Raw genomic sequence first — 22,550 nt, forward strand, 5'->3', positions numbered from 1 at the left:
ATGACAAACATTCAAAAACGTTTTTATAAAGGCCGCGTAGCATTAAATGTATTAGCGAACAATATCGAGAATGCGAAGGACATTTTTGAAGCAGCGGAAGGTTATGTAGTAGTCGGTGTTTTATCAAAAGATTACCCAACAGTAGAAGAAGCAGTTACAGCGATGAAAGCATACGGAAAAGAAATTGATGACGCTGTATCAATCGGACTAGGAGCAGGAGATAATCGCCAAGCAGCAGTTGTAGCTGAAATTGCGAAGCATTATCCTGGTAGCCATATTAACCAAGTGTTCCCTTCAGTTGGAGCGACACGTGCAAATCTTGATGGAAAAGATAGCTGGATTAATAGTTTAGTATCACCAACAGGGAAAGTAGGATACGTAAATATTTCTACTGGTCCAATTAGTGCGGCTGGAGAAGAAAAAGCAATTGTTCCAATTAAAACAGCGATCGCACTTGTACGTGATATGGGCGGAAATTCATTGAAATACTTCCCGATGAAAGGTTTAGCTCATGAAGAAGAATATCGCGCAGTTGCGAAAGCATGTGCAGAAGAAGGATTTGCATTAGAGCCAACAGGCAGAATTGATAAAGAAAACTTCGAAACAATTGTACGTATTGCGCTAGAGGCAAACGTAGAGCAAGTCATCCCGCACGTGTACTCTTCTATTATTGATAAGGAAACTGGTAATACGAAAACAGAAGATGTTCGTGAATTATTAGCAGTAGTGAAGAAGTTAGTTGATCAATATGCGTAAGAAAATTGCAGCATTTGGCGAAGTAATGATGCGCCTGCAAGTACCAGGATATGAATTGTTATCACAAGCTAACACATTAAAATACTCATTTTCTGGTACAGGTGTGAATGTTGCGGCAGCACTTTCTCATCTCGGGCATGAAGGCTTTCTTATTTCAACTTTACCTGAAAATTCGGTTGGGGATGCGGCATTATCTTACATTCAAAAGTTAGGTGTGCAAACCTCGCTTGTTTCAAGAGGCGGCAAATATGTCGGCATGTACTTTTTAGAAAATGGATTTGGAGCACGTGCAAGCCGCGTTACATATTCGAATCGATTAGAAAGTAGCTTCAATACCGCATGTGAAGAAATGTATCAATTTGAAGAAATCGCAAAGGAAATTGATATCGTTCATTTTTGCGGGATTACACTTGCGATGAATGATACTGTGCGCCATCATATGAAATCTTTAGCGAAAGCAGTTAAAGAAAACGGAGGCACTGTCGTTTTTGATTGCAATTATCGTCCATCTCTTTGGGGAGAAGACGGATATGAGCAGGCGAAACCGCATTATGAAGAAATGCTGGCTCTTGCTGATATCGTTATGATGAATGAAAAAGATGCGATGTTTGTTCTTGGAATGAAAACAGAAGAGACAGAGCGAGAGGCGCAACTGGTGGATCTCATTCCAAAGGTAGCTGAAATGTTTAGTATCGCTACAATTGCTGGTACACATCGCTCTATTAATAGTGATAATACACATTCACTTCGCGGATTTATATGTAAAGATGGAGCGTTCACTTTTGCAAAAACACTTATGTTTTCTGTATATGATAGAATAGGTGCTGGAGATGCTTATACGAGCGGGATTATTCATGGCGAGATAGAAGGATTTGCACCAGAGAAAGCTGTTTCATTTGCGTCAGCAGCTGGAATGCTTGCGCATACAATCGTCGGTGATACGCCAATGTCATCAGAGAAAGATATACTCCGGGCAATGACGGCATCAGTAGGTGATGTAGAAAGGTAGTGGGTGTAACGGTGAACGTAACGAGGAAAAAAGGACCATTATATTTACAAATAAAAAATATTATTCGTGATCGAATATTGCATGGTATATATGCCATTCATACGAATATTCCTTCCGAGCCGCAATTAGAAGAAGAGTTCAAAGTGAGCAAAATTACAGTGCGTAATGCAATTAAAGAACTTGCTCAAGAAGGGTATTTGGAGAAGAAAAGCGGTAAAGGAACGAAAGTCATCCGTAACACTTCAGCGACAAAACTGTCAAAGGGTAAGAAATTTACTGAAGTGTTAGTGGAAGAAGGATATAAAGTACAGAAGAAATTGCTAAAGGCAGAAGTCGTTCAGAATGAAGAAGGAACAGTGCCGTTTCGATTATTTGGGAAAGAGAGTTTTCGTATTGAACGTTTATATACGTTAAATGATGCGCCGTATATTCATTATACGCACTATTTCTCAGCGAAAATGGCAAGTACAGACTTATCGGACTTTGATTTACAGTCGCTTTACGATTTAGTTGAGGATCGAGGCATTCATTTAGAAAACTTCAGAGATGAATTCGCTGTTGGACTTGCACCTAGTTTCGTTGCAGAAGCGTTAGGTGAAAAAGAGGGAACAGCGTTATTAAAACGAATGCGCTATTCTTACGATGAAGTTGGCGAAGTAATTGAATATAGCGAAGGCTACTACAATACAGAAATGCAGCATTATGTAGTGAATTATGACGTATAAAAAAGAGGGGATTTTCCCTCTTTTTTTATAAAGTAAGGGGAATGAGAGATGGATATATACTTATTAATCGTCACGTTACTTGCAATTGCAATTGTCATTTTAGGAGTATCATGGTGGAAATGGCATGCATTTATTAGTTTAACAGTTGCTAGTTTATTTTTAGCAATAATGTCTGGACTGAATTTAACGAAAATAGTGGCTGCCTATGAAACTGGTGTTGGTAGTGTACTAGGGCATCTAGTTGGTATTTTAGCTCTCGGAACAATTTTAGGGAAAATGATGTCCGACTCAGGGGCCGGCATGCAAGTGGCAGATTTCTTTATTCGATTTTTCGGTGTGAAGAAACTACCGTGGGCTATGTTATTTGCAGGGTTTGTTATAGGGATTCCAGTCTTTTTTGAAGTGGGGATCGTCATTTTATTACCACTTGTTATTTCCATTCGAAAAACAACGAAGCAAAACATATTATTAATTGCTTTACCTGTCATTGCTGGTTTATCTATTGTACATGGGCTAGTCCCTCCGCATCCAGGTGCGATGACTGCAATTGGTATTTATAATGCGAATTTAGGGAAGGTATTATTGTATTCATTAATAATTGCATTACCAACCGCTATTATTGCAGGACCATTATTTGCAAAGTGGGTACATAAGAGAGTTATACCTGAGAATGAGCCGGAGCTTATTCGAGTTACGACTGTCTCAACTGATTTACCGAGTCGTAAAGTTTCATTCTTTATTATTTTATTACCAGTGGTATTGATGATTTTATCAGTAGTCGCACCGTATATTTCATTACCGAAAAAGATAACTGAATTTTTCGTCTTTGTAGGAAGCCCAGTAATTGCTTTACTCATTTCGTGTTTCGCAGCATTCTATTTACTTGGCATGAGACAAGGTATTAATAAAAAGATGATTAAAAAATTAACAGATGAAAGCTTATTACCGGTCGGTTCCATTATTTTAATAATTGGTGCAGGCGGTGGATTTAAACAAATATTAATTGAAAGCGGCGTTGGAACAGCGATTGCACAAATGGCGGAACATATATCGTTATCACCAATCGTACTTGCTTTCATGGTAGCCGGTTTAATTCGAATAGCGACCGGATCAGCTACTGTAGCATTAACGACAGCGGCAGGAATTGTTTCGCCGGTTATTCAGCACATGTCTGGTGTGAATTTAGAGTTACTTGTTATTGCAACTGGAGCAGGTTCATTAATGTTTTCTCACGTAAATGATGCAGGGTTCTGGCTTGTAAAAGAGTATTTAGGTTTGACAGTGAAGGAAACGTTTAAAACGTGGACGGTGCTAGAGACGTTATTATCATTTATTGCATTTGGTTTTGCCCTTGTATTGAATATGTTTCTTTAGGGGATTCAAAAGTGAGGAATAATTTTCACATTTATAGATTTTGAAGTCTCTTATATAACTGTACGAATATGCGAGACGAAACAATTTTTTGTAAAAAGAAAAGGTCTATCTATAAGTCGGTTTCACTGACTTATGGATAGACCTCTTTTTATATTTGTTCTTTCTGTCGTTCTATTATTTAATAGAACGAATATACTGATCTTCTCCTTCGTCTTTGACAAAGACCCCTAGTTCATTCAAATCTTTACGTAAATGCTTCTTTTTTTTCGAGTTTCCTTCCCGAATTGCATTTCGTCTTTTATATAAAATCGCATTTACACTTTTACTAAGTCGCTCATCTTCTAATTTCCATAGACTATATTCTTGCTTATAAGGATCTTGTTCCACCCATGGGAAGTCATGTAGTAAGAAAGTATCTTTAATTTTATTTGGGCTAATATCAGAAGTTTCACGTAGCCATTCTCGGTCCTCTTGATCAATGACCACCACTTGACGATTCTCTACAAAAACGACTTTTACATTCGCCTTTGTAATTTGTTTTTCTTGATTATCTTTCCTCATATGAATACTTTCTGAATTGATTTTTATCTTTAAAGCGTCACTATAAATAATTAAAGAAAATAAAATCCCTGCAATAGTGCCAATTAACATGAGGATAATTGGAAGCCAAAAAGGGTTAATAGAATTTAAAAGTTCTATAATTTTCGAGTCAGAAAAAAGAGGAATTCCTTTTATAATTTCTATGAATTTAGGTGAAAAATATCCGATGATGCCTAAAAGGATTGGGCTTACTATCGTAAGTAGCTTTTCTAAAAGGCCTAATCCAATGACAGACGTATTTTTCATGTGTAGTTCATCCTTTCTTGATATATTTTTATTTTCAAGATCATGACATGTTTAAACAGTGAGTTTCTTCACCATTTTTATGAGCTCATCTGAGTAATTTTCTATAGATATAGATGAATTCGCCTGCAGCATTCTTTCTTCAATTGCTCCTAAAATAAACGAAGCTAATGTATCAGTTTGAAAAGAATTAGAAAACGTGCCATTTTGTTGACCAGTCTTCAAAATATCCAATAACATCGTTCTAAGGGCGTCATCTTCTTCGTCTTCGATTCTGTAATAAGGAATATTTTCTTCATTTCTCGCATTAAAAACAATCTCAATTAAGGCAATATTATTTTTGTAATGAGTTTCTTGATAAGCCAAATGTGCTTCAATAAAAGCCTCTAGTTTGTTTATTTCAGATTGGGCTAATAGTACTCGATTGCTAATAAATTCATGTTGTTTATCAACTAAAAATTGTAATGTCCGATTCATAAGATAAAGCTTATCGTTAAAATGATAAGAAATAAGTCCAGTGCTAATCTTAGCTTTTTTTGCTACCTTCGTTAAGCTTAAGTTGTTATATCCAACGTCTTCTAATGTATCAATACATGCAAGAATAATTTGTTCACGCCTAGCCTCTGCAATAAAAGAATCAGTCACGCTATTCAACTCCTGATTTTTATAATTTGAATGTATAATCAAAAAACTGATTGATCGTTCAATTAAATTTTAGTAAGAAATTAGAAGTATGTCAAATGCTTTATGCTTACATCTTGATAAGGCTAATTCGCCTTTTGATCAAGCCCAATTCCTAAAACAAGCCCGTTTTTAGGTAAGCCAAGCTTCCTATTTGCCCTGAAAACATACTATAAATGGAATCCCCTCATTTAGAACAAGAGGAACTTGTTATGAATGATACTAAAGGAGGAATAGAGTAATGAGCGAAAAGTGTGAACACAGACATGATGATTGTCACCGCAGACATGGGTGCGGAGGCGGTTTTGCGCTTCTAATCGTATTGTTTATTTTATTAATTATCATCGGTGCTAGCTGCTTCGGCGGAGGCGGCGGTTGTGGTTATGGTGGTTACGGCGGTTATGGTGGCGGCTATGGTGGATATTGCTGCTAATTAAAAACTATTGAAAATAGCCTTGTGCAATATGCACAAGGCCATTTTATTCATATCTTGATATGCTGTGATAATTTATTAATGTACAGAGAACGGATTAAGAAGAAGAAAATAACCTCGATAATCCCGAATAAAGTGAGTACGATCAATGTCTCTTTAAGTAATGAGAAAGAAAACATGCTTTGTAAAAACTTAACAGCAAATAATGTGTGAACACCAGCAACGATGTAAGGGACGAAAAATAAAATTCCTAATTGAATCGTTGCGGAGCGAAACATTTCTGACTCAGTTAATCCAAGCTTTGTAATCGTAATATACTTTTGTCTTTCAGTTGTTAAGTCATTATACATACGGAAGTATAAAACACTAGCTGCTCCGATAAAGAAAATAAAGCCGAGAAATGTCCAAATAAAGAAAGTGGCAATTGAATTCCCTTTACTGTAGTTTAGGTTATCAGCAGCTGTATAAATGGAAAAAGGGACCCCGATAGGTTCTACTTTATGTTTTTCTTGAAAATTGTGCGCATCATCACTAATGGTACGCGACATATTTTTCGTCGGAATAATCGTGTTTTCCCAGTTCTCTACAAAATAATTATAAACCGTGATTGTTTCAATATGAGGAACCATATTTTCAATTGCATTATCTTCCATAACAATGAGATGAGGCAATGCAAAGGATGGTTCTATTCCTTTATTAATAAAACCTTTAATATGAAATTCCTTTTTATTAGAGCCAAGTATAATCGTATTTTGTTTAGCAAATGGATTTGATACAAGATTTAAAAGTTCTGGCGAGTAACGAGAAATAATATAAACTTGTGTAGAATCAAGAGTTATTTTCGGCCTCTTTAATTGTTTAGCGAGTGCGTTATAGTCACTCATTTTCATAAGAGCAACGTCTTCCTTTAAAGCTGTATCTTTTAATACTGTAGATTTGTATTTATTGTATTGAAAATTAGCATTTGTAAGCTCCGTTTCAATTGTAGCAATGTGCTTTTGCTCCAGTGCACTTTCTCCTTCGGATATGTATGTGAAGGGGAAAGGGTATCGTTCTACTATCGCTGCTTTTGTATTGTTATTAGATGCAAATAACCCAATGATAATTGTGAATGCAAGTGCTGATAACATAGAAACGATAAAGAGCACATTAATATTACTACGAGTACGGCTAGTTAAATCTGAAATCCATAACATATTTATTTGCTTCATATAAAACTTTCTTCGTCTTTTTAAAATGAAGATAAAGAGAAGAAATGTTTGTGAAAAGAATAAATATGTTCCGACTACTACGAGTGGCAAAATAGATAACATGATAAAGAATACAGATCCATTTTGTGCATTTTTTTCTGTTACGTAGCCTTGCGGATAACCAGCGATATAATAACATAATGCTAAGCAAATTAAAGCAAATATCGAAATGAGTATCGATGGTTTTTTTTCTACGTCTCCTTTTTTGGTCCCCTTAATGAGCTGTGTTGTTTTACGGGTGCGAATGAACATCGGTGTAAACGTAGAAACGATGAAAAATAAAATAATAAAAGTTACGGTTGTAACGATAATTGCTTCTGTTGGCCAATATAAATAGAGGCCTTTTGCACTTGTTAATTTAGAAGTAACGAGTAAGAAAAAGTTAGAAAACACAAGACCGCCTTGAATACCTGCAAAGATAGCGAGTATTCCAATGATCATATTTTCAGTAAACACAAGACGTTTTAATTGTTTTTGAGATATACCGAGAACAGTTAAAACGCCAAATTGTTGTTTTCGTACATTTAAAAATGTCCCAATAGAATATAAGAGAAAGAAGAACGAGAACAAAACGATAACAAACTGTGCCATGCCGGCTAAGTTCATGAGCGGATCTTGTTCCTGTAATTTATTCATAATTTGTAATCGCGGATGATACGCGTATACCGTAAATGAAAAGAAAACCATGATAGAAAACGCACTACTTACAAAGTAGGCGAAATATGATTTCGAATTACGTGAGACATTTTTAAATGCAAATTGCCAAAATGTCATCCACGTCTTCCTCCTAGTAATGCTAGAACATCCAATATTTCTTGATAAAATTTCTCACGGTATAATCCGCGGTGTAGCTCATTGTAAAGTTCGCCATCTTTAATGAAAATGACGCGGTTACAATAACTTGCTGCAAACGGATCGTGCGTAACCATTAAAATCGTTGCATCTTCTTCTTTGTTTAACTTCGTAAATAACTCCATTACATCGATAGCTGCTTTTGAGTCCAAGTTTCCTGTCGGTTCATCAGCGAGTAACAAAGAAGGGTGATGAATAACGGCACGCGCTACTGCAGTACGCTGTGCTTGTCCTCCAGAAACTTCAAAAATACGTTTGTCTAAAATATGATCAATTCCAAGCTTTTTTGAAATGTTATCAAGCTTTTCATCCATTTCTTTTAATGGAACATTATCTAATGTTAAAGGTAGTACGATATTTTCGCCGATTGTTAGTGTATCTAGTAGGTTAAAGTTTTGGAAAACAAACCCTAACTCTTGTCGGCGGAAAATAGCTAACTTCTCTCTACGAAATGTGTGCGGTTTTTTTCCGTTAATCACGACATCACCAGAAGTAGGAGAATCAATTGTAGAAATAACGTTTAAAAACGTAGATTTACCGCTACCAGATGGTCCCATTATAGCGACAAATTCACCTTTATCTACATGTAAATTTATATTTTTTAAAGCGGTATGAGGGACCTTTCCTTCATACACTTTTGAGACGTTTTTTATGTGTAAAACTTCTTCCATAGTAATCACCTTTCTATCCGTTAAAACTTAATATGTTGTGATAATTTTTGCATATAGAAGGAACGAATTAAAAGGAAAAATAAAATTTCAACTGTTCCAAAAATCATCAGTACGACTGTAATCTCAGCGAAGAACGAGAGATGTAAAACTTCTTGTAGCATCTTTGTTGCAAACATCGTATGGATCGATGCCATAATGTATGGAACAAAGAATAAAATGGCAAGTTGAATTGTAGCAGATCGTTTCATTTCAGCTTCTGTTAAACCGATTTTTGTAATCGTTACATACTTTTCTTGCTCATTTGTTAAATCTGTATACATTCGGAAGTAAAGAACACTACCAGCACCGATAAAGAAAATAACACCTAAGAAAGTACCAATTAAGAAGAATGAAGCGACATTTTGTTTTGTTGTGTAAAGAGAATCACTCGCTTCACTCGCATGGAAAGGTGGGTGCTCTGCTTGAATTGAGCTATTATCAGTATCAATTTTTGTTATAAATGCCGAACCGATGTTATTAGCTTTTTCCCAGTCGTTAACTTTAAAGCTATATACACTCATCTGTTTTGAGACGGTTGATAATGCCTCTACATTTTCATCAGATAATACGAGTAATTGTGAGATTAAGCCATTTGGGAATGGGTTATAACTTTTATATTCTTTTATGTGTAATTGTAAAGAGTTCTGGTTCAGCGTAAGAGTATTTCTCGTTTTTTGATCATGAAGGGTTTCAAAAACTTGATTATCTAAATCTTTAATAAGGACATAAGATTCATTATTCTTCAAGTGGAGGTTTTCCCAGTTTAATGCTTTAGCAAGTATATTATAGTCGCTTTGTTTAATTGCGTAATAGAACTGCGGTGATTCTTCCGCTGAAGATACTTCATATATATCCGTTTTAAATTGTTTATAAGTAAATTGCTCTTCATCGAATTTTTGCTTTAACCAATTTAAATGTTCATCCGCTAACGTGTTTTCAGTATGTGATAAATATGTAAAAGGAAAAGGATTTTCCCTTACTGCATCAAACTTTGTAAATTTCCCAAAACCGTACAAGAATGTAATCATAGTAAAAGCGAGAGTCGATAGCATCGCTACAATAAAGAGCATGTTAATGTTTGTCCGAATACGTGCTGCTAAATCAGAAATCCAAAGCATATTAATTCGTTTCATATAAAACTTTCTGCGCGTTTTTAATATACGAATGAGCAAGAAGCTAATCTGTGAAAAGAAAAAATATGTTCCGGCTGAAATAAGCGATGGAATGACAAATATACTAGAGACTGCATATAAAAGCCCAATGATGTCACCTAGCGAAATAAAATACAGTGGATTGGCTGCTAATACATATCCAGTTATTAAGCATGTCGCACCAAAAAGAGAGATGAGCACGGATGCTTTTCTTTCTTTTTGCTGTTTTCCTTCTTTTAAAAGTCGTACAGCTTTTCTCGTACGGATGAGCATCGGTGTGAAAGACGATACAAAGATAAAGAGACCGAGAAAGACTACTGTTGTTAAAGTGATAGCGCCTGTAGGCCAATATAAATATAGACCAGGTACATGTGTAATTTTGGCGGTAACTAATAAAAAGAACTGTGAAAAGACAAGCCCTAATTGAATGCCGAAAAATATAGATAGGACACCAATTAGCATGTTTTCTAGAAATACGAGTCTTTTTAATTGCTTTTGAGATATGCCAAGTACTGTTAAAATCCCAAATTGCCTTTTTCGTACTTTTAAGAAAGTACCGATCGAATATAGTAAAAAGAAAAACGAAAAGAATACAATGACAACTTCTGAAATTGTCATTAATATGTTCAGAGCAGCATTTACGCCTGTCATATGCAATTTCGGATGAAATAAATAAACTGCAAATGAGAAAAAAATTGCGATGGAGAACGCACTGCTTACAAAATAGGCGAAATAAGCTCTGGCGTTCCTTGTGACGTTTTTAAATGCAAACTGCCAAAATGTCATTCACCTAGACCTCCTAGTAGAGTGAAGAGAAAAAGGATATAAGAGATACCCTTTTCCTATAATAACTTTTTAGATTTTAACCATTCGTATACTCTGATAACTTTCGCATATAAAAGGAACGAATGAATAAGAAAAAGACGATTTCAACTATGCCAAAAATAATAAGAACGGCTGAAATTTCTTTGAATAGTGATAGATCAATTACATCTTGGAGCATTTTTGTCGCGAACATTGTATGAATGGATGCTATAACGTACGGAACAAAAAATAAAATGCTAAGTTGAATGGATGCAGAACTTCTCATTTCGGCATCCGTTACACCAATTTTTGAAATGGCTACATATTTTTCTTGCTCGTTCGTTAAATCAGTATACATTCTGAAGTAAAGAACGCTGCCTGCTCCAATAAAGAATATGACTCCTAGGAATGTCCCGATTAGGAAGTACGCTGCACTTCCTGATGTGATTCTATATAATGAGCCTGCTGATTCATAGGAGCGTATAAGGGGCCCTTCGTACTGGAATTCTTGTCGATCTTTTTGTATTTTTTGTATAAAATCATCAGCAATTTTATACGTCTTTTCCCAGTTTTGTACTTTATAATTGTACGCTGCTACGTGTTTTGTTGTATTTGGTAAGTTATTTACAACAGTGTCAGGTAAAATTAAAGTTTGGTATGAAAAATCAGATGGAATGGCCCCTGTTTGTTCATAGCCCTTTACTTGTAATGTCGTATTTGTGCTAGAAAGTGTAATGGTTTTTCTATTGTAGCTTGGCTCAAACTCGCTGAATAAAGTGAAATAAGCGCCACCTGTTAAGACATATGCTTCGTTATCGCTCATGAATAGTTGTTTCATTCGCAGGGAATCTGCAAGTTTGTTATAGTCACTTTGTTTCATTGCATATATGTCATTATAAGCTGTTATACCTTCATCTTCTTTCAGTGGTGTTTCATATAAATCGGCTTTTATTTTTTTATAAGAGAAATTCTCTTTTTGTAATTGTTGTTCAAGCCAATTTAAATGATCGTTAGCAAAAGGATTTGCATCATATGAAAAATAAGAGAACGGAAAAGGTGAACTTCTCGTAACTTCTAACTTTGTAAACTTTCCGACGCCATATAGGAACGTAATCATTGTGAAAGCAATTGTAGATAGCATCGCTACAATAAACAGCATATTAATATTCGTTCGAATGCGACTTGCTAAATCCGAAATCCACAGCATATTAATCCGTTTCATATAAAACTTTCTTCTTTTCTTTAAAATATATATAAGTAAGAAACTAATTTGAGAAAAGAAAAAATATGTCCCAATTGTAACAAGTGATGGGATCACAAAAATACTTGAAAACATATATATAACGCCTACTTGCGGGTTTATTGAGAAGAAATATTTAGGATTTGCAGCTAAAATATAACCACCTAATAAACATATCGCACCAAATAGAGAGATAAATAGGGATGGTTTTCTTTCTTTTTGTTTCCCACTATTAGTTTTTAAAAGGTTTACCGTCTTTTTCGTACGAATTAGCATTGGTGTAAATGAAGATACAGCGATAAAGAGACTAAGAAATACAATCGTTGTTAAAATGAAAGCATTCGTCGGCCAATATAAATATAGCCCTGGTAGATGCGTAATTTTCGCTGTTACTAATAAGAAAAATTGTGAAAAGACAAGTCCAAACTGCATACCGAAAAAGATAGATAAAATGCCAATTAACATATTTTCAGTGAAAACGAGTCGATGTAATTGCTTTTTTGATATACCTAAAACGGTTAACACACCAAATTGTTTTTTACGAACTTTTAAAAATGATCCGATTGAATAGAGTAGAAAGAAGAATGAGAACAAGACAATGACAACTTCTGAAAATATCATTAACCCTGAAATTTCAGAGAACATGCCAAAGTTTTGTAATTTCGGATGAAATAAGTAAATAGCAAATGAAAAGAAAACAGCAATGGAAAAGGAACTGCTTACGAAATAAGCAAAATAAGCTCTGGAATTACGTGTTACATTTTTAAAGGCAAACTGCCAAAATGTCATAATACGCACCTCCTGCTAGAAGGGAAATATGTAGTTTTATTGCAAAAAATGTATGAGAGTAAGTTCTCATACATTTTGCTAGCATATGTCACGATCATGCTTCGGTCACCTTCTCCGTATGTTCTGCTTGATTATTCGCAGCGTTGTGGAAGATGATTTTAATCGTCGTTCCTTTACCAACTTCAGAATCTAGTTTGACAGAGTGACCTAAATAATCACAAATTTTGCTTACAATATAAAGTCCCATACCAGTAGATTCTCCGAATGTACGACCGTTTTTCCCAGTGTAAAACGGTTCGAATACTCTTCGAATATCTTCTTGCGGAATACCAACACCTTCATCACGAACTTCTAAAATAATATCTTTTCCGTTTCGATAAGCAGATAAGAACACTTTCTTTCCGCGCTCACCGGAGTAACGCACGGCATTTGTCATTAACTGATAGATGATAAATTTTAGCCATTTCGCATCAGAAGCAACTTTTAAATCAGAATGAACTTCTAAAACAGGGAAGACTCCGTTTCGAATGAATAGTTCTTTTAATCCATTAATATTTTTTGTTACCGTATCTTTTAATGAAATCGTCTCAACATGGAAGTCTTCATGGAAGTTATTTAACCTTGCCATATATAAAGCCATATCAAGGCCTTGGTTTAGACGTTCTAATTCTTTTTTAAACTTTGGGATTAAATGCTCGTCTTCCATTTCCAGTACCATAAGCTGCATAACAGAAACGGGTGTCTTCATTTGATGCACCCAGTGGTTAATGAATAATTGATGTTCTTGTTGTTTTACTTCATACGATTGTAGTTCTTTTTGGAATAGACGATACTGCGTGCGCACGAGTTCATTTACACCGTGAGGCATCGGAGCAGTTGCTCTTTCAATAAACGCATCTTCCATTTTTTCTGGTTGCTCACTTAATCTATGATACATTCTACGATTGCGAACGTAACGGTAAGCGAGGAAACAAATGAATAAGTATAAGCTTAAAACGACGAAGTAAAATTTATTATTTTGAAATCCATCTACTGCATCATAGAGAACGAAAATGATACCGAAGTTTAATACGTACAGTAGAAAAAATGCAAAATGATCACGTAAAAATAGCTTCATGCTTATTCACTCCAAGTTGCGTTAAAACGATATCCAAGTCCACGTACTGTTTCAATAGAGTTCTCGATACCAAGCTCATTAAACTTTTTACGAAGACGCGTAATATTTACGTTTAATGTATTTTCTTCAACGAAGCTTTCATCATCCCAAAGCGCAGCTAATAAATCTTCACGGCTTGCTGTACGAGGGAACTTAGATAATAACATTTCAGCTAAAATAGCCTCTTTTTTCGTTAAAAGAACTTGTTCAGATCCGAAGTGAATTTCAGGACGTTCTGGGAATAGTTTTAAACCTTCTACCTCAACGATACGTTCAGAAATATTTGGCGCATAATCACCGTAAATACGGCGTAATTGACCTTTAATTTTTGCCATTACAACATCATAGTGGAACGGTTTTGTAATATAATCATCCGCACCGCTTTCAATCGCCATGATTTGTTCCATCTCACCAGCACGAGCTGAAATGAAAATAATAGGACAAGTAGATTCATGGCGAATTTGGCGGCACCAGTAGAATCCATCGAATTTCGGTAAGTTTACATCAAGTAAAACAAGATGTGGTTTCACTGCGTTAAACGATTCCATAATATCATCAAAGTTTTCAGTAACAACAGCGTCGTAACCGTACTTTTGAATATGAGATTGCAGTAATGACGAGATATTTGGATCGTCTTCAACGATTAAGATTTTGTACATATGTATATTCCTCCTCAAAAAAACAATTGTAGCTATAGTGTACCATGTGTTTCACGTCTTTTCATTATGTTGAAATATAAGCTAGTAAACAGTATAGGTCAAAAGCGTGAAAAGTAAAAAGGGCGCTGGATACAATTGACAAATAACGGTAATCGGTTTAATATTTAGATAAATATCTAAATGTCTAATTATTGAAAGGAAGAAAGACATTGAATCAAGCATTCAAAGCATTAGCAGATCCAACAAGGCGAAAAATTTTAGATTTATTAAAAGAAGGTGATCTAACAGCTGGTGAGATCGCTGAACATTTCAATATGACAAAACCAAGTATTTCACACCACTTAAATGCACTTAAAAATGCTGAACTTATTCAAGATGAAAAGAAAGGCCAATTCGTTATGTACTCTTTAAACACAACTGTCTTTCAAGATTTATTGACTTGGGTGTTTACGTTTACGAATAAGGGGGAAGAGGGGAAATGAAAAAACATCTTTTTGCAATTATATTAATTGTTACAACTTGTTTAGCTTGGGCGTTTGCTTGGTCTCATTTGCCGGATACAATTGCGACACATTGGAGCGGCGGTAAGGTAGATGGCTATTCGTCTAAATTTTACGGAATGATTTCTATGGTCGGAATTATGATTGCATTATATATATTTCTAAATGTGATACCAAAGATTGATCCAAGGAAAGCAAATTACGAGAAATTTTCTAAAGCCTTTATGATGATGAATAATGGGGTACTATTGCTACTATTTGTAGGAAATATAGATATTATTACAAGTGGACTCGGATATAACTTATTCATTAATCGGGTGCCAGAATTATTAGTGGGTGTTTTATTTTTAGTAATGGGTAATTATTTACCACAGTGTAAGCCAAACTTTTTTGTCGGGATGCGTAATCCATGGACGTTAAGTAATGAAGAAGTATGGCGCAAAACACATCGGTTTAGCGGAAAAGTATTTGTGGCGTTAGGAATTATTATGATTATAAGTGTTTTCGCTCCGGCTGATTGGAGATCTTATATGATGCTTGGGATTATAGTAGTTGCTGTTATTATAACGAATTTATATTCTTACGTTTTGTATAAAAAAGAAATACAATTGTGAGCTATATTAATCAAATTTTATAGTTATAGTTTCTATGTGTTAAGAGATTGTAATACTCAGTGGGATAATGAAAAGCTCACTGAGTAAATTTTTTGTTTCTAGGTCTGAAAATTCAGTTAAAATAGACGGTTTGGGGGGATTTTACATGTTAGAAATTATAAATTTTAGTAAGACATACAAAGGCGGTAAGAAAGCAGTAGATCATTTGAATATTACTGTTAAAGCAGGAGATATCTTTGGATTTATTGGACATAACGGTGCGGGGAAAAGTACAACAATTAAGTCGTTAGTAGGAGTTATAGATTTTGAAGAGGGTGAAATTTTTGTTGATGGACATTCAGTAAAAAAGGATCCGATTGCATGTAAGAGAGTAATGGCGTATATTCCTGATAATCCAGATTTATATGAGCAATTAACAGGAATTCAATATTTGAACTTTGTTGCGGATGTGTTTAAAGTGCCTGCGAGGGATCGGGAAGAACAGATACAGAAGTATGGGGATGCTTTTGAGATTACACCGTACTTAGGGGACTTAATATCTTCTTATTCACACGGTATGAAACAAAAAGTAGCGATTATATCGGCGGTTTTACATAAACCGAAATTATTAGTTTTAGATGAGCCTTTCGTTGGTCTAGATCCAAAGGCAGCCGTAGTATTGAAAGGTATTATGAAAGAGCTTTGTGAAAAAGGAAGTGCGATTTTCTTTTCTACGCACGTTTTAGATGTAGCTGAGAAGTTATGTAATAAAATAGCGATGATTAATAGAGGGAAATTAGCACTTTCAGGGGAAGTAAATTCTTTAATAAAGGAAGGCTCATTGGAAGAGCTCTTTATGAAGGAGCTTGCTAATGAATACTAATAGTTTAGGTCTTTTGAAAATCCGGTTGATAACGCAGCTCGGTTTAAACACTTTTAAATACGAAAAAGATAAGAAAAAGAGGCAGAATAAAATTTTGCTGACGGCATCTATTGCCTTAGTTGGTGTCCTGTTCATGTTATATTGCGGAGCCTCGGCATATGGATTGGTGAAACTAGGAATGAGTGAAATTATTCCAGTCTATGCAATAGTTATTAGCAGTGTATTAACGTTGTTTTTCACTATATTTAAGGCAAATGGAGAAATTTTTGCTTTTAAGGATTACGATCTTTTAATGTCATTACCGATTCGTGTAAGTACGGTTATCGCAAGTAGATTTTTGTATTTATACTTGCTGAATACACTCTTCTCAATCATAATCATGCTACCAATGGGAGTTGTTTATTGCATCTATGAGAATCCATCATTTTCTTTTTACTTTATGTGGTTCATCAGTATGTTTATCGCATCTTTAATCCCAACAACAATTGCAGCAATCTTTGGAGCTGCGATTACGGCAATCGCTTCTAAATTTAAAAATACGAATAAAATAACTACGATTTTAAGTTTTATAGTAATTATTACATTCGGTTCCTTCGTGCTGAAAAATGGGGATTCTCAATATAGCCTTAATGATATGAACGTAATTGGTGCAATTGTTTCGGAGCAATTAACGAAAGTGTATCCATTAGCTAACATGTTTCAAAAAGCAATTGTTCATGCTGATATGGTAGCTTTCATCTTATTCGTCGGGATATCAGTGATTTGGTATTATCTTTTTGTAAAAATACTTTCGTTAAAATATAAGCAAATAAACACAGGGATTACCACTTATCATATGCTTTCAAATTATGAGATTAATAGCATGAGAAAAGAGAGTGTATTGGTCGCATTGTATAAAAAAGAGCTGAAACGTTTCTTCTCTTCTACAGTGTATGTCATAAATAGTGGAATGGGAGTCGTGATGGCAATCGCTTTCTCGCTAGCTATAGTTGTAGTAGGACCAAGCCAATTAATAGCGTATCCTGGAATTGAGTCCCTGTTGCAAAAGATTGCTCCATTTGCTATTGCAGCAGCGATTTCGATGACGTGTACAACATGTGTGTCATTGTCTTTAGAAGGAAAAAATGTATGGATTATTAAATCATTGCCTATAGCGCCAAAGATGATTTATGACAGTAAAATTCTTATGAATCTTTCATTAAGTATACCTGCATCACTTATTAGTGCTGTATTACTGATAATAGGGTTAAAACTAGATGTTTGGAGTTCTCTTTTCATCATAATAACTCCGCTAACATATTCATTCTTTTCAGCAGTATGGGGGATTTTCATTAATAATCGATTTGGTTATTATGATTGGGTATCAGAAACGCAAGTAGTAAAACAAAGTGTAGGATCATTTATTGGTATGTTTGGTGGCTTAATTGTGGCTGTTATACCTGCCTTATTAATTGGTACCGCTACTATCTCGAACTATAGAGTATTTACTTTTTTAGTTGTTATAGTGCTTGCGATTATTACTATTTTCTTGTATAAGAACGAGTCGAGAAGAAGTATAAAATAAGAAGCTGCTTTTCCTTTAAAGAGGAAGAGCAGCTTCTTTATTTTGAAACACTTTAGACCCTTATATTACTTTTTCAAAACAGGTACCCATATCTCGCTTCTGAAATTCGGCGAGGATACGTCTTTACTTTCATTCCATAATATCTCTGGTCCTTCCGCTAGTTCATAATTCGAAGAAGGGAACCATTCAGAATAAATACGTCCCCATACATTTTGCAATGCATCAGGAAATGGACCGACAGCTTCGAATATAGCCCATGTTGAAGCTGCGACTCCCAGTTGTGCGAATTGCTCTGGGCAATCTTTCGTTGTGGCTACTCCAATATAGTGATCGAGTTCGCCTTTTTCCTCCATTCTTCCTTCAGAAAAATTAGTAGAAGCACTAATGATTCCAGTAGGTTCAATGTTTGAAAGGGACTTTAATGTTTGAATAGCCTCTAGATTTAAACTTTTCCACATAGAAGCAATTTCTTCATTTACACCGTTAAAAACGATTGGTACTCGTTTTGTAATACCTATAATTTGAAATGAGTCTTTTTCTTCAATTCGATAGTTCATTTCATGTCCTCCTTGGATGGATAATTGGAAGGTCATTGGTGAATAGGCTTTTAAAGAGCGACTACTATTTCGGGCCTCTGAAGGTGTTATCCCGTGTAAGTTTTGAAAGGCACGAGAGAATGAATCTGGTGAGTTGTAGCCATATTTTATAGCGACATCAATGACTTTTACATTGTTGTTTTGTAGTTCAAAGGCAGCAAGAGTAAGACGTCTACAACGAATATATTCTGATAGTGATATGCCAGCTAGGAAAGAAAACATTCTTTTGAAATGATATTCGGAGCAGTAAGCTATTTTTGCGACTTCCTTAAAATCAATTTCATGTGTAAGGTTGTCTTCAATATACTGCATTGCCGCATTCATGTTTGTAAGTGAATCCATAACCATGACCTCCTTGTTAAATAGAATAACAGGAAAAAAATAGGTCCATCCGACATTTCATGCACAACTTTGTAGGGGCCATTTTTAACCTTACAAAATTGTAATGTTCCTGTAAGGAGAATGAATGGATGGCATGATATCCCAATGTTATAGTAACAAAGTACTTTGATTCATTAGGTTAAATTTTTATGTCTTTACTTGTATGCCTTACATGACTGTCATGTTTGTGTAAGAAACATCGATAGTGGCAAGAGTAGAGAATGTATATAGTGAAAATAGAGAATAGATGAAATGAGGGATGTCGAGATGAAAACAGTGTTAGAAGCAAAAAATATTGAAAAAGTGTATGACACGGGTGGTAATAAATTTGCAGCTTTAAAAGGTATTAACTTACAAGTAAAAGAAGGTGAGTTCGTTGGAATTATGGGACCTTCTGGTTCGGGTAAGACGACTTTACTAAACGTTCTTTCTACAATTGACAATGCGACGAACGGTGAAATTTTGATTGATGGAAAAGATATTGTGAAAATGAATGATGATAAGTTAGCGTTATTCCGCCGCGATCATTTAGGTTTCATTTTCCAAGATTATAACTTATTAGATACGTTAACGGTGAAAGAGAATATTGCTTTACCTCTTGCGTTATCAAAAGTGAAAGCAAATGAGATTGATCGCCGCGTTCTTGAAATCTCAAAGAAATTCGGTATTGATCATATTTTAAGTCAGTTCCCATATCAAGTGTCGGGTGGACAGAAGCAGCGTTGCGCGGCATCACGTGCAATCGTTACGAATCCAAGTATGATTTTCGGGGACGAGCCAACTGGAGCGCTTGATTCTAAATCTGCAACAGATTTACTTGAAAGTATGAAGTCGTTAAATGAATATGATAACTCTACAATTTTAATGGTAACGCATGATGCGTTTGCGGCGAGTTACTGTAAACGAGTTATTTTCATTAAAGATGGTGAGTTATATAAAGAATTGCACCGCGGTGAATTAACGCGTAAACAATTCTTCCAACAAGTCGTTGACGTAATGTCTTCTATTTCCGGAGGTATGGCTGATGACCTTATCTAGCATTGCCCTCCGCAACATACAGCGGAATTTTAAAGACTACTTTGTATATTTTGCATCTATGATTTTTAGTATTGTCATTTATTTTACCTTTAAAGCGCTGCAATACAATTCACAAATGGAAAAAGCAGCGGAAGCTTCTAAAAAAATTAGCGGGGCATTCCAAGTTTCCAGTGTCATGCTAATTATTTTCGTAGCGGTGTTCATTATATATTCGAACGGTTTCTTTACACGAAAACGGAAAAAAGAAGTTGGATTATATTCTTTATTAGGTATTCGAAAAAGACAAATCGGTAAAATGCTCTTTTATGAAAATATGTTAATGGGATTAATGTCCTTAATTATCGGAATTGCGATTGGTAGTGTCCTTTCGAAATTATTCCTTGAACTGCTAGTAAGCATGATGGGATTAAACTTAAATGTTCATTTTGAAGTACCGATGGCTGCCATTGTTGATACAGCAATTATTTTCTTTGTGATTATTTTATATACATCACTTCAAGGATATCGTTTAATTTATCGCTTTAAGCTAATTGAACTTTTCCGAGCAGAACGTGAAGGAGAAGCGATGCCAAAAGGATCTGTAGTGATGGCATTAATTTCAGTTGTCTTAATCGGTTCAGGTTATTTCTTAGCATTAATGTTCGTGAAGGCAGTTAAATATGCAGACTTTATGGCAGTTGCACTTTATATTTTACTGGCAACAGTATTAGGTACGTACTTACTATTTATGTTCTTTACAGTATTCGTATTGAAACGTGCAAGAACTAATAAATCATCGTTTTATAACGGTATGAATATGGTAACGACGTCACAGCTACTATATCGTATTAAAGGAAATGCAAAGTCACTTGCGACAATTTCTATTTTAAGCGCGGTAACATTAACAGCGGTTGGTACGTCTGTTACGATGTATTACAACACATTTACGCAATCAAAAGCAGTTGCACCATATAGCTATTCTTATGAGAAAAAAGATGCAGAGCTGGATAAGAAAGTAAATGCGATTTTTGCAGAAGAGAAGAAAGATCACCCGATCAAAGATCAATTTGAAATTGAGACAGTTCCTGTAAAAGGGAAGTTTGAAGGAGATAAAGTGGATTTCATTCTTAATATGAATTACACAATTTCAGAGAAATATCAATTTATGTCTCAATCTGAATTTAACAAGATTGCTAAAAAAATCGACGCAGAAACAGTGAATGTAGCTGCTGGTGAAGCATTTATATATGATAGTTCGTATATTGAAGGGCATGAGTTTAGTCCAAAATATAAAGGAAATAAAGCAGTATTCCAAATTGGAAACGAAACGAAGCAATTAAAAATCCAAGGTGCAAATGACGTTGCGATTACAAATTTAGGTGAATTAGTTGTTGTCGTTTCAGATGAAATGTATGAGCAAGCGAAGCAAGCATTTGGAACACGCGTTGTAAAAAATATTGATGTAAAAGATGAAAAAGATAGTAAAGTGTTAACAGAAAAATTAACAAAAGTGATGCCAGCTGGTGAATCAGAAATGGTGCCATCATTTAGAGATTTCTACACTGGTTTCCATATGGGGCTTGAAGGAACAGGATTAATGATGTTTATTGGAATGTTCTTAGGTCTTGTATTCTTATTAGCAACAGGTTCTATCATTTACTTTAAACAATTAACAGAAGCAAGTGCTGATTGTGAGCGTTATGTTGTACTTCACAAAATAGGGGTCACAAAACAAGAAATGAAAAAAGCTATCGCAAAACAAGTAAGCTTTATCTTTGCGATCCCGTTAGTAATCGGAATCTTACACAGCTTATTTGCATTAAAAGGTTTAGGGAACATACTACCATTTGAAATTATGATTCCGCTTCTAATTAGTATCGGAGTATACGGCGCTATTTATATTGGATATTACTTCATAACAGTTCGTTCTTATTATAAGATTGTGAGTGCGAAATAATAAGTGAAGCTGCGAGAAAATAAGAAAGCCATTCACCTCATTTTTTATGAGGTGAATGGCTTTTTGTTTTTGTATATAAGTGCGACTAAGAGGGAGACATAATTAACGCGCATCAATGATGTCTATAAGACTAAAAGCATGTTTATGACCAAAGATATCTATGCATATTACAGTACGTTTTAAAGGGTGTATTTCTATTACGGTCATATACATTGTAGGAAAATAACCATTTTTATAATACGTGATCAATACTTCTACTTCTGAAATGAAAGAGCGTAATAAAGTGTCTTCAATTCTTTCTCTATCATCGTATGATGATACTTTTCGCGATTCTTTCATGTCAGCAGATTGTTTAGACATAATATTCATTGAAATCGATTTGGATATGTTTGTACTGCTCATGCTTTCTATTCTCCTAACAATATATTTTCTATATAGGAAGGTTAATGGCTATGGAAGTAGCTACTATTGATAATTCATAAGTACCTTGTGTTAGTTTTATTATGTATAGAACGAAACAATTATGGATGATTGGGAGCCGAATTTGTTTAGTACTAAAAAATTATCAAATTCATGAACTTATTTATAGTAATTTATTTGTCATTCTTGTACTTTTTTGAATGGAGT

General features: G+C 34.9%; 21 protein-coding genes. 11 read left to right on the forward strand and 10 right to left on the reverse strand.

What is annotated here, in order from left to right; all coding sequences use genetic code 11:
• From dagF to gntP, 4 genes are read left to right on the forward strand one after another with little or no spacing between them, the layout of a single operon-like run.
• Positions 1–756: a 2-dehydro-3-deoxy-phosphogluconate aldolase gene (gene dagF / locus DN410_RS19720; protein ID WP_149177725.1), complete on the forward strand. Its 756-nt coding sequence runs from the start codon at positions 1–3 to the stop codon at positions 754–756.
• A complete protein-coding gene (locus DN410_RS19725; RefSeq protein ID WP_149177726.1) occupies positions 749–1,765 on the forward strand; it encodes a sugar kinase in 1,017 nt (338 codons plus the stop codon). Before dagF ends, DN410_RS19725 begins: the two co-directional genes overlap by 8 nt.
• Positions 1,765–2,490, forward strand: coding sequence for a GntR family transcriptional regulator (locus DN410_RS19730; protein WP_149177727.1), 726 nt, complete (start codon positions 1,765–1,767; stop codon positions 2,488–2,490). The genes DN410_RS19725 and DN410_RS19730 overlap by 1 nt, the downstream gene beginning before the upstream one ends.
• A gap of 48 nt (positions 2,491–2,538) precedes the next feature.
• Positions 2,539–3,864: a gluconate permease GntP gene (gene gntP / locus DN410_RS19735; RefSeq protein ID WP_149177728.1), complete on the forward strand. Its 1,326-nt coding sequence runs from the start codon at positions 2,539–2,541 to the stop codon at positions 3,862–3,864.
• A 174-nt stretch (positions 3,865–4,038) separates the two neighbouring features.
• On the opposite strand, the gene DN410_RS19740 is transcribed toward gntP, so the two are convergent.
• The gene (locus tag DN410_RS19740) at positions 4,039–4,710 is read right to left on the reverse strand and encodes a YqeB family protein (RefSeq protein ID WP_149177729.1); all 672 of its coding nucleotides are present in this window, start codon (positions 4,708–4,710) and stop codon (positions 4,039–4,041) included.
• Positions 4,711–4,761: 51 nt separating this feature from the next.
• Positions 4,762–5,352, reverse strand: a complete 591-nt coding sequence (locus tag DN410_RS19745) for a TetR/AcrR family transcriptional regulator (protein WP_149177730.1) — start codon at positions 5,350–5,352, stop codon at positions 4,762–4,764.
• Positions 5,353–5,629: 277 nt separating this feature from the next.
• On the opposite strand from DN410_RS19745, the gene DN410_RS19750 reads away from it, so the two are divergent.
• Complete coding sequence (locus DN410_RS19750) at positions 5,630–5,821, forward strand: YjcZ family sporulation protein (protein ID WP_088232886.1); 192 nt, start codon at positions 5,630–5,632, stop codon at positions 5,819–5,821.
• A gap of 50 nt (positions 5,822–5,871) precedes the next feature.
• Here DN410_RS19750 and DN410_RS19755 read toward each other — a convergent pair whose 3' ends face one another.
• The 6 genes from DN410_RS19755 to DN410_RS19780 all read right to left on the reverse strand — a co-directional run bounded on the left by DN410_RS19755 (position 5,872) and on the right by DN410_RS19780 (position 14,432).
• Entirely contained in the window at positions 5,872–7,845 is a 1,974-nt protein-coding gene (locus DN410_RS19755; protein WP_149177731.1) for an FtsX-like permease family protein, read from the reverse strand.
• A complete protein-coding gene (locus DN410_RS19760; protein ID WP_000393250.1) occupies positions 7,842–8,594 on the reverse strand; it encodes an ABC transporter ATP-binding protein in 753 nt (250 codons plus the stop codon). The genes DN410_RS19755 and DN410_RS19760 overlap by 4 nt, the downstream gene beginning before the upstream one ends.
• A gap of 20 nt (positions 8,595–8,614) precedes the next feature.
• On the reverse strand, positions 8,615–10,570 hold the full coding sequence (locus tag DN410_RS19765; RefSeq protein ID WP_149177732.1) for an ABC transporter permease: 1,956 nt from the start codon (positions 10,568–10,570) through the stop codon (positions 8,615–8,617).
• A gap of 76 nt (positions 10,571–10,646) precedes the next feature.
• Positions 10,647–12,617: an FtsX-like permease family protein gene (locus DN410_RS19770; protein ID WP_149177733.1), complete on the reverse strand. Its 1,971-nt coding sequence runs from the start codon at positions 12,615–12,617 to the stop codon at positions 10,647–10,649.
• Positions 12,618–12,711: 94 nt separating this feature from the next.
• The gene (locus DN410_RS19775) at positions 12,712–13,734 is read right to left on the reverse strand and encodes a sensor histidine kinase (protein WP_000765345.1); all 1,023 of its coding nucleotides are present in this window, start codon (positions 13,732–13,734) and stop codon (positions 12,712–12,714) included.
• A 2-nt stretch (positions 13,735–13,736) separates the two neighbouring features.
• Positions 13,737–14,432 (reverse strand): response regulator transcription factor, encoded by a 696-nt coding sequence (locus DN410_RS19780; RefSeq protein WP_071744366.1) that lies wholly within the window; start codon positions 14,430–14,432, stop codon positions 13,737–13,739.
• Positions 14,433–14,641: 209 nt separating this feature from the next.
• Between DN410_RS19780 and DN410_RS19785 the strand changes: the two genes are divergently transcribed.
• The 4 genes from DN410_RS19785 (at position 14,642) to DN410_RS19800 (ending at position 17,972) form a co-directional block, all read left to right on the forward strand.
• Complete coding sequence (locus DN410_RS19785) at positions 14,642–14,914, forward strand: autorepressor SdpR family transcription factor (protein WP_001070523.1); 273 nt, start codon at positions 14,642–14,644, stop codon at positions 14,912–14,914.
• Positions 14,911–15,546, forward strand: a complete 636-nt coding sequence (locus DN410_RS19790; protein WP_149177734.1) for an SdpI family protein — start codon at positions 14,911–14,913, stop codon at positions 15,544–15,546. Before DN410_RS19785 ends, DN410_RS19790 begins: the two co-directional genes overlap by 4 nt.
• A 145-nt stretch (positions 15,547–15,691) precedes the next feature.
• Entirely contained in the window at positions 15,692–16,408 is a 717-nt protein-coding gene (locus DN410_RS19795; RefSeq protein ID WP_149177735.1) for an ABC transporter ATP-binding protein, read from the forward strand.
• Positions 16,398–17,972, forward strand: a complete 1,575-nt coding sequence (locus tag DN410_RS19800) for a permease (RefSeq protein ID WP_149177736.1) — start codon at positions 16,398–16,400, stop codon at positions 17,970–17,972. Before DN410_RS19795 ends, DN410_RS19800 begins: the two co-directional genes overlap by 11 nt.
• Positions 17,973–18,037: 65 nt before the next feature.
• On the opposite strand, the gene DN410_RS19805 is transcribed toward DN410_RS19800, so the two are convergent.
• On the reverse strand, positions 18,038–18,910 hold the full coding sequence (locus tag DN410_RS19805) for an AraC family transcriptional regulator (protein WP_149177737.1): 873 nt from the start codon (positions 18,908–18,910) through the stop codon (positions 18,038–18,040).
• Positions 18,911–19,216: 306 nt separating this feature from the next.
• Here DN410_RS19805 and DN410_RS19810 point away from each other — a divergent pair, with 306 nt between their 5' ends.
• Both DN410_RS19810 and DN410_RS19815 read left to right on the forward strand, forming a co-directional pair.
• The gene (locus DN410_RS19810) at positions 19,217–19,987 is read left to right on the forward strand and encodes an ABC transporter ATP-binding protein (protein ID WP_000859653.1); all 771 of its coding nucleotides are present in this window, start codon (positions 19,217–19,219) and stop codon (positions 19,985–19,987) included.
• Entirely contained in the window at positions 19,974–21,923 is a 1,950-nt protein-coding gene (locus DN410_RS19815) for an ABC transporter permease (protein ID WP_149177738.1), read from the forward strand. The genes DN410_RS19810 and DN410_RS19815 overlap by 14 nt, the downstream gene beginning before the upstream one ends.
• 102 nt (positions 21,924–22,025) lie before the next feature.
• Here DN410_RS19815 and DN410_RS19820 read toward each other — a convergent pair whose 3' ends face one another.
• On the reverse strand, positions 22,026–22,325 hold the full coding sequence (locus DN410_RS19820) for a YolD-like family protein (protein WP_149177739.1): 300 nt from the start codon (positions 22,323–22,325) through the stop codon (positions 22,026–22,028).
• Positions 22,326–22,550 lie beyond the last annotated feature (225 nt).

The organism is Bacillus sp. SH5-2, assembly GCF_008368905.1.
Lineage (GTDB): Bacteria > Bacillota > Bacilli > Bacillales > Bacillaceae_G > Bacillus_A > Bacillus_A luti.

What these genes read in the sequence shown, in the direction of transcription:
- dagF (WP_149177725.1), top strand. Translation starts at nt 1, where the DNA reads ATGACAAACATTCAAAAACGTTTTTATAAAGGCCGCGTAGCATTAAAT.
- DN410_RS19725 (WP_149177726.1), top strand. Translation starts at nt 749, where the DNA reads ATGCGTAAGAAAATTGCAGCATTTGGCGAAGTAATGATGCGCCTGCAA.
- gntP (WP_149177728.1), top strand. Translation starts at nt 2,539, where the DNA reads ATGGATATATACTTATTAATCGTCACGTTACTTGCAATTGCAATTGTC.
- DN410_RS19740 (WP_149177729.1), bottom strand. Translation starts at nt 4,710, where the DNA reads ATGAAAAATACGTCTGTCATTGGATTAGGCCTTTTAGAAAAGCTACTT.
- DN410_RS19750 (WP_088232886.1), top strand. Translation starts at nt 5,630, where the DNA reads ATGAGCGAAAAGTGTGAACACAGACATGATGATTGTCACCGCAGACAT.
- DN410_RS19755 (WP_149177731.1), bottom strand. Translation starts at nt 7,845, where the DNA reads ATGACATTTTGGCAATTTGCATTTAAAAATGTCTCACGTAATTCGAAA.
- DN410_RS19760 (WP_000393250.1), bottom strand. Translation starts at nt 8,594, where the DNA reads ATGGAAGAAGTTTTACACATAAAAAACGTCTCAAAAGTGTATGAAGGA.
- DN410_RS19765 (WP_149177732.1), bottom strand. Translation starts at nt 10,570, where the DNA reads ATGACATTTTGGCAGTTTGCATTTAAAAACGTCACAAGGAACGCCAGA.
- DN410_RS19770 (WP_149177733.1), bottom strand. Translation starts at nt 12,617, where the DNA reads ATGACATTTTGGCAGTTTGCCTTTAAAAATGTAACACGTAATTCCAGA.
- DN410_RS19775 (WP_000765345.1), bottom strand. Translation starts at nt 13,734, where the DNA reads ATGAAGCTATTTTTACGTGATCATTTTGCATTTTTTCTACTGTACGTA.
- DN410_RS19780 (WP_071744366.1), bottom strand. Translation starts at nt 14,432, where the DNA reads ATGTACAAAATCTTAATCGTTGAAGACGATCCAAATATCTCGTCATTA.
- DN410_RS19790 (WP_149177734.1), top strand. Translation starts at nt 14,911, where the DNA reads ATGAAAAAACATCTTTTTGCAATTATATTAATTGTTACAACTTGTTTA.
- DN410_RS19795 (WP_149177735.1), top strand. Translation starts at nt 15,692, where the DNA reads ATGTTAGAAATTATAAATTTTAGTAAGACATACAAAGGCGGTAAGAAA.
- DN410_RS19800 (WP_149177736.1), top strand. Translation starts at nt 16,398, where the DNA reads ATGAATACTAATAGTTTAGGTCTTTTGAAAATCCGGTTGATAACGCAG.
- DN410_RS19805 (WP_149177737.1), bottom strand. Translation starts at nt 18,910, where the DNA reads ATGGATTCACTTACAAACATGAATGCGGCAATGCAGTATATTGAAGAC.
- DN410_RS19810 (WP_000859653.1), top strand. Translation starts at nt 19,217, where the DNA reads ATGAAAACAGTGTTAGAAGCAAAAAATATTGAAAAAGTGTATGACACG.
- DN410_RS19815 (WP_149177738.1), top strand. Translation starts at nt 19,974, where the DNA reads ATGACCTTATCTAGCATTGCCCTCCGCAACATACAGCGGAATTTTAAA.
- DN410_RS19820 (WP_149177739.1), bottom strand. Translation starts at nt 22,325, where the DNA reads ATGAGCAGTACAAACATATCCAAATCGATTTCAATGAATATTATGTCT.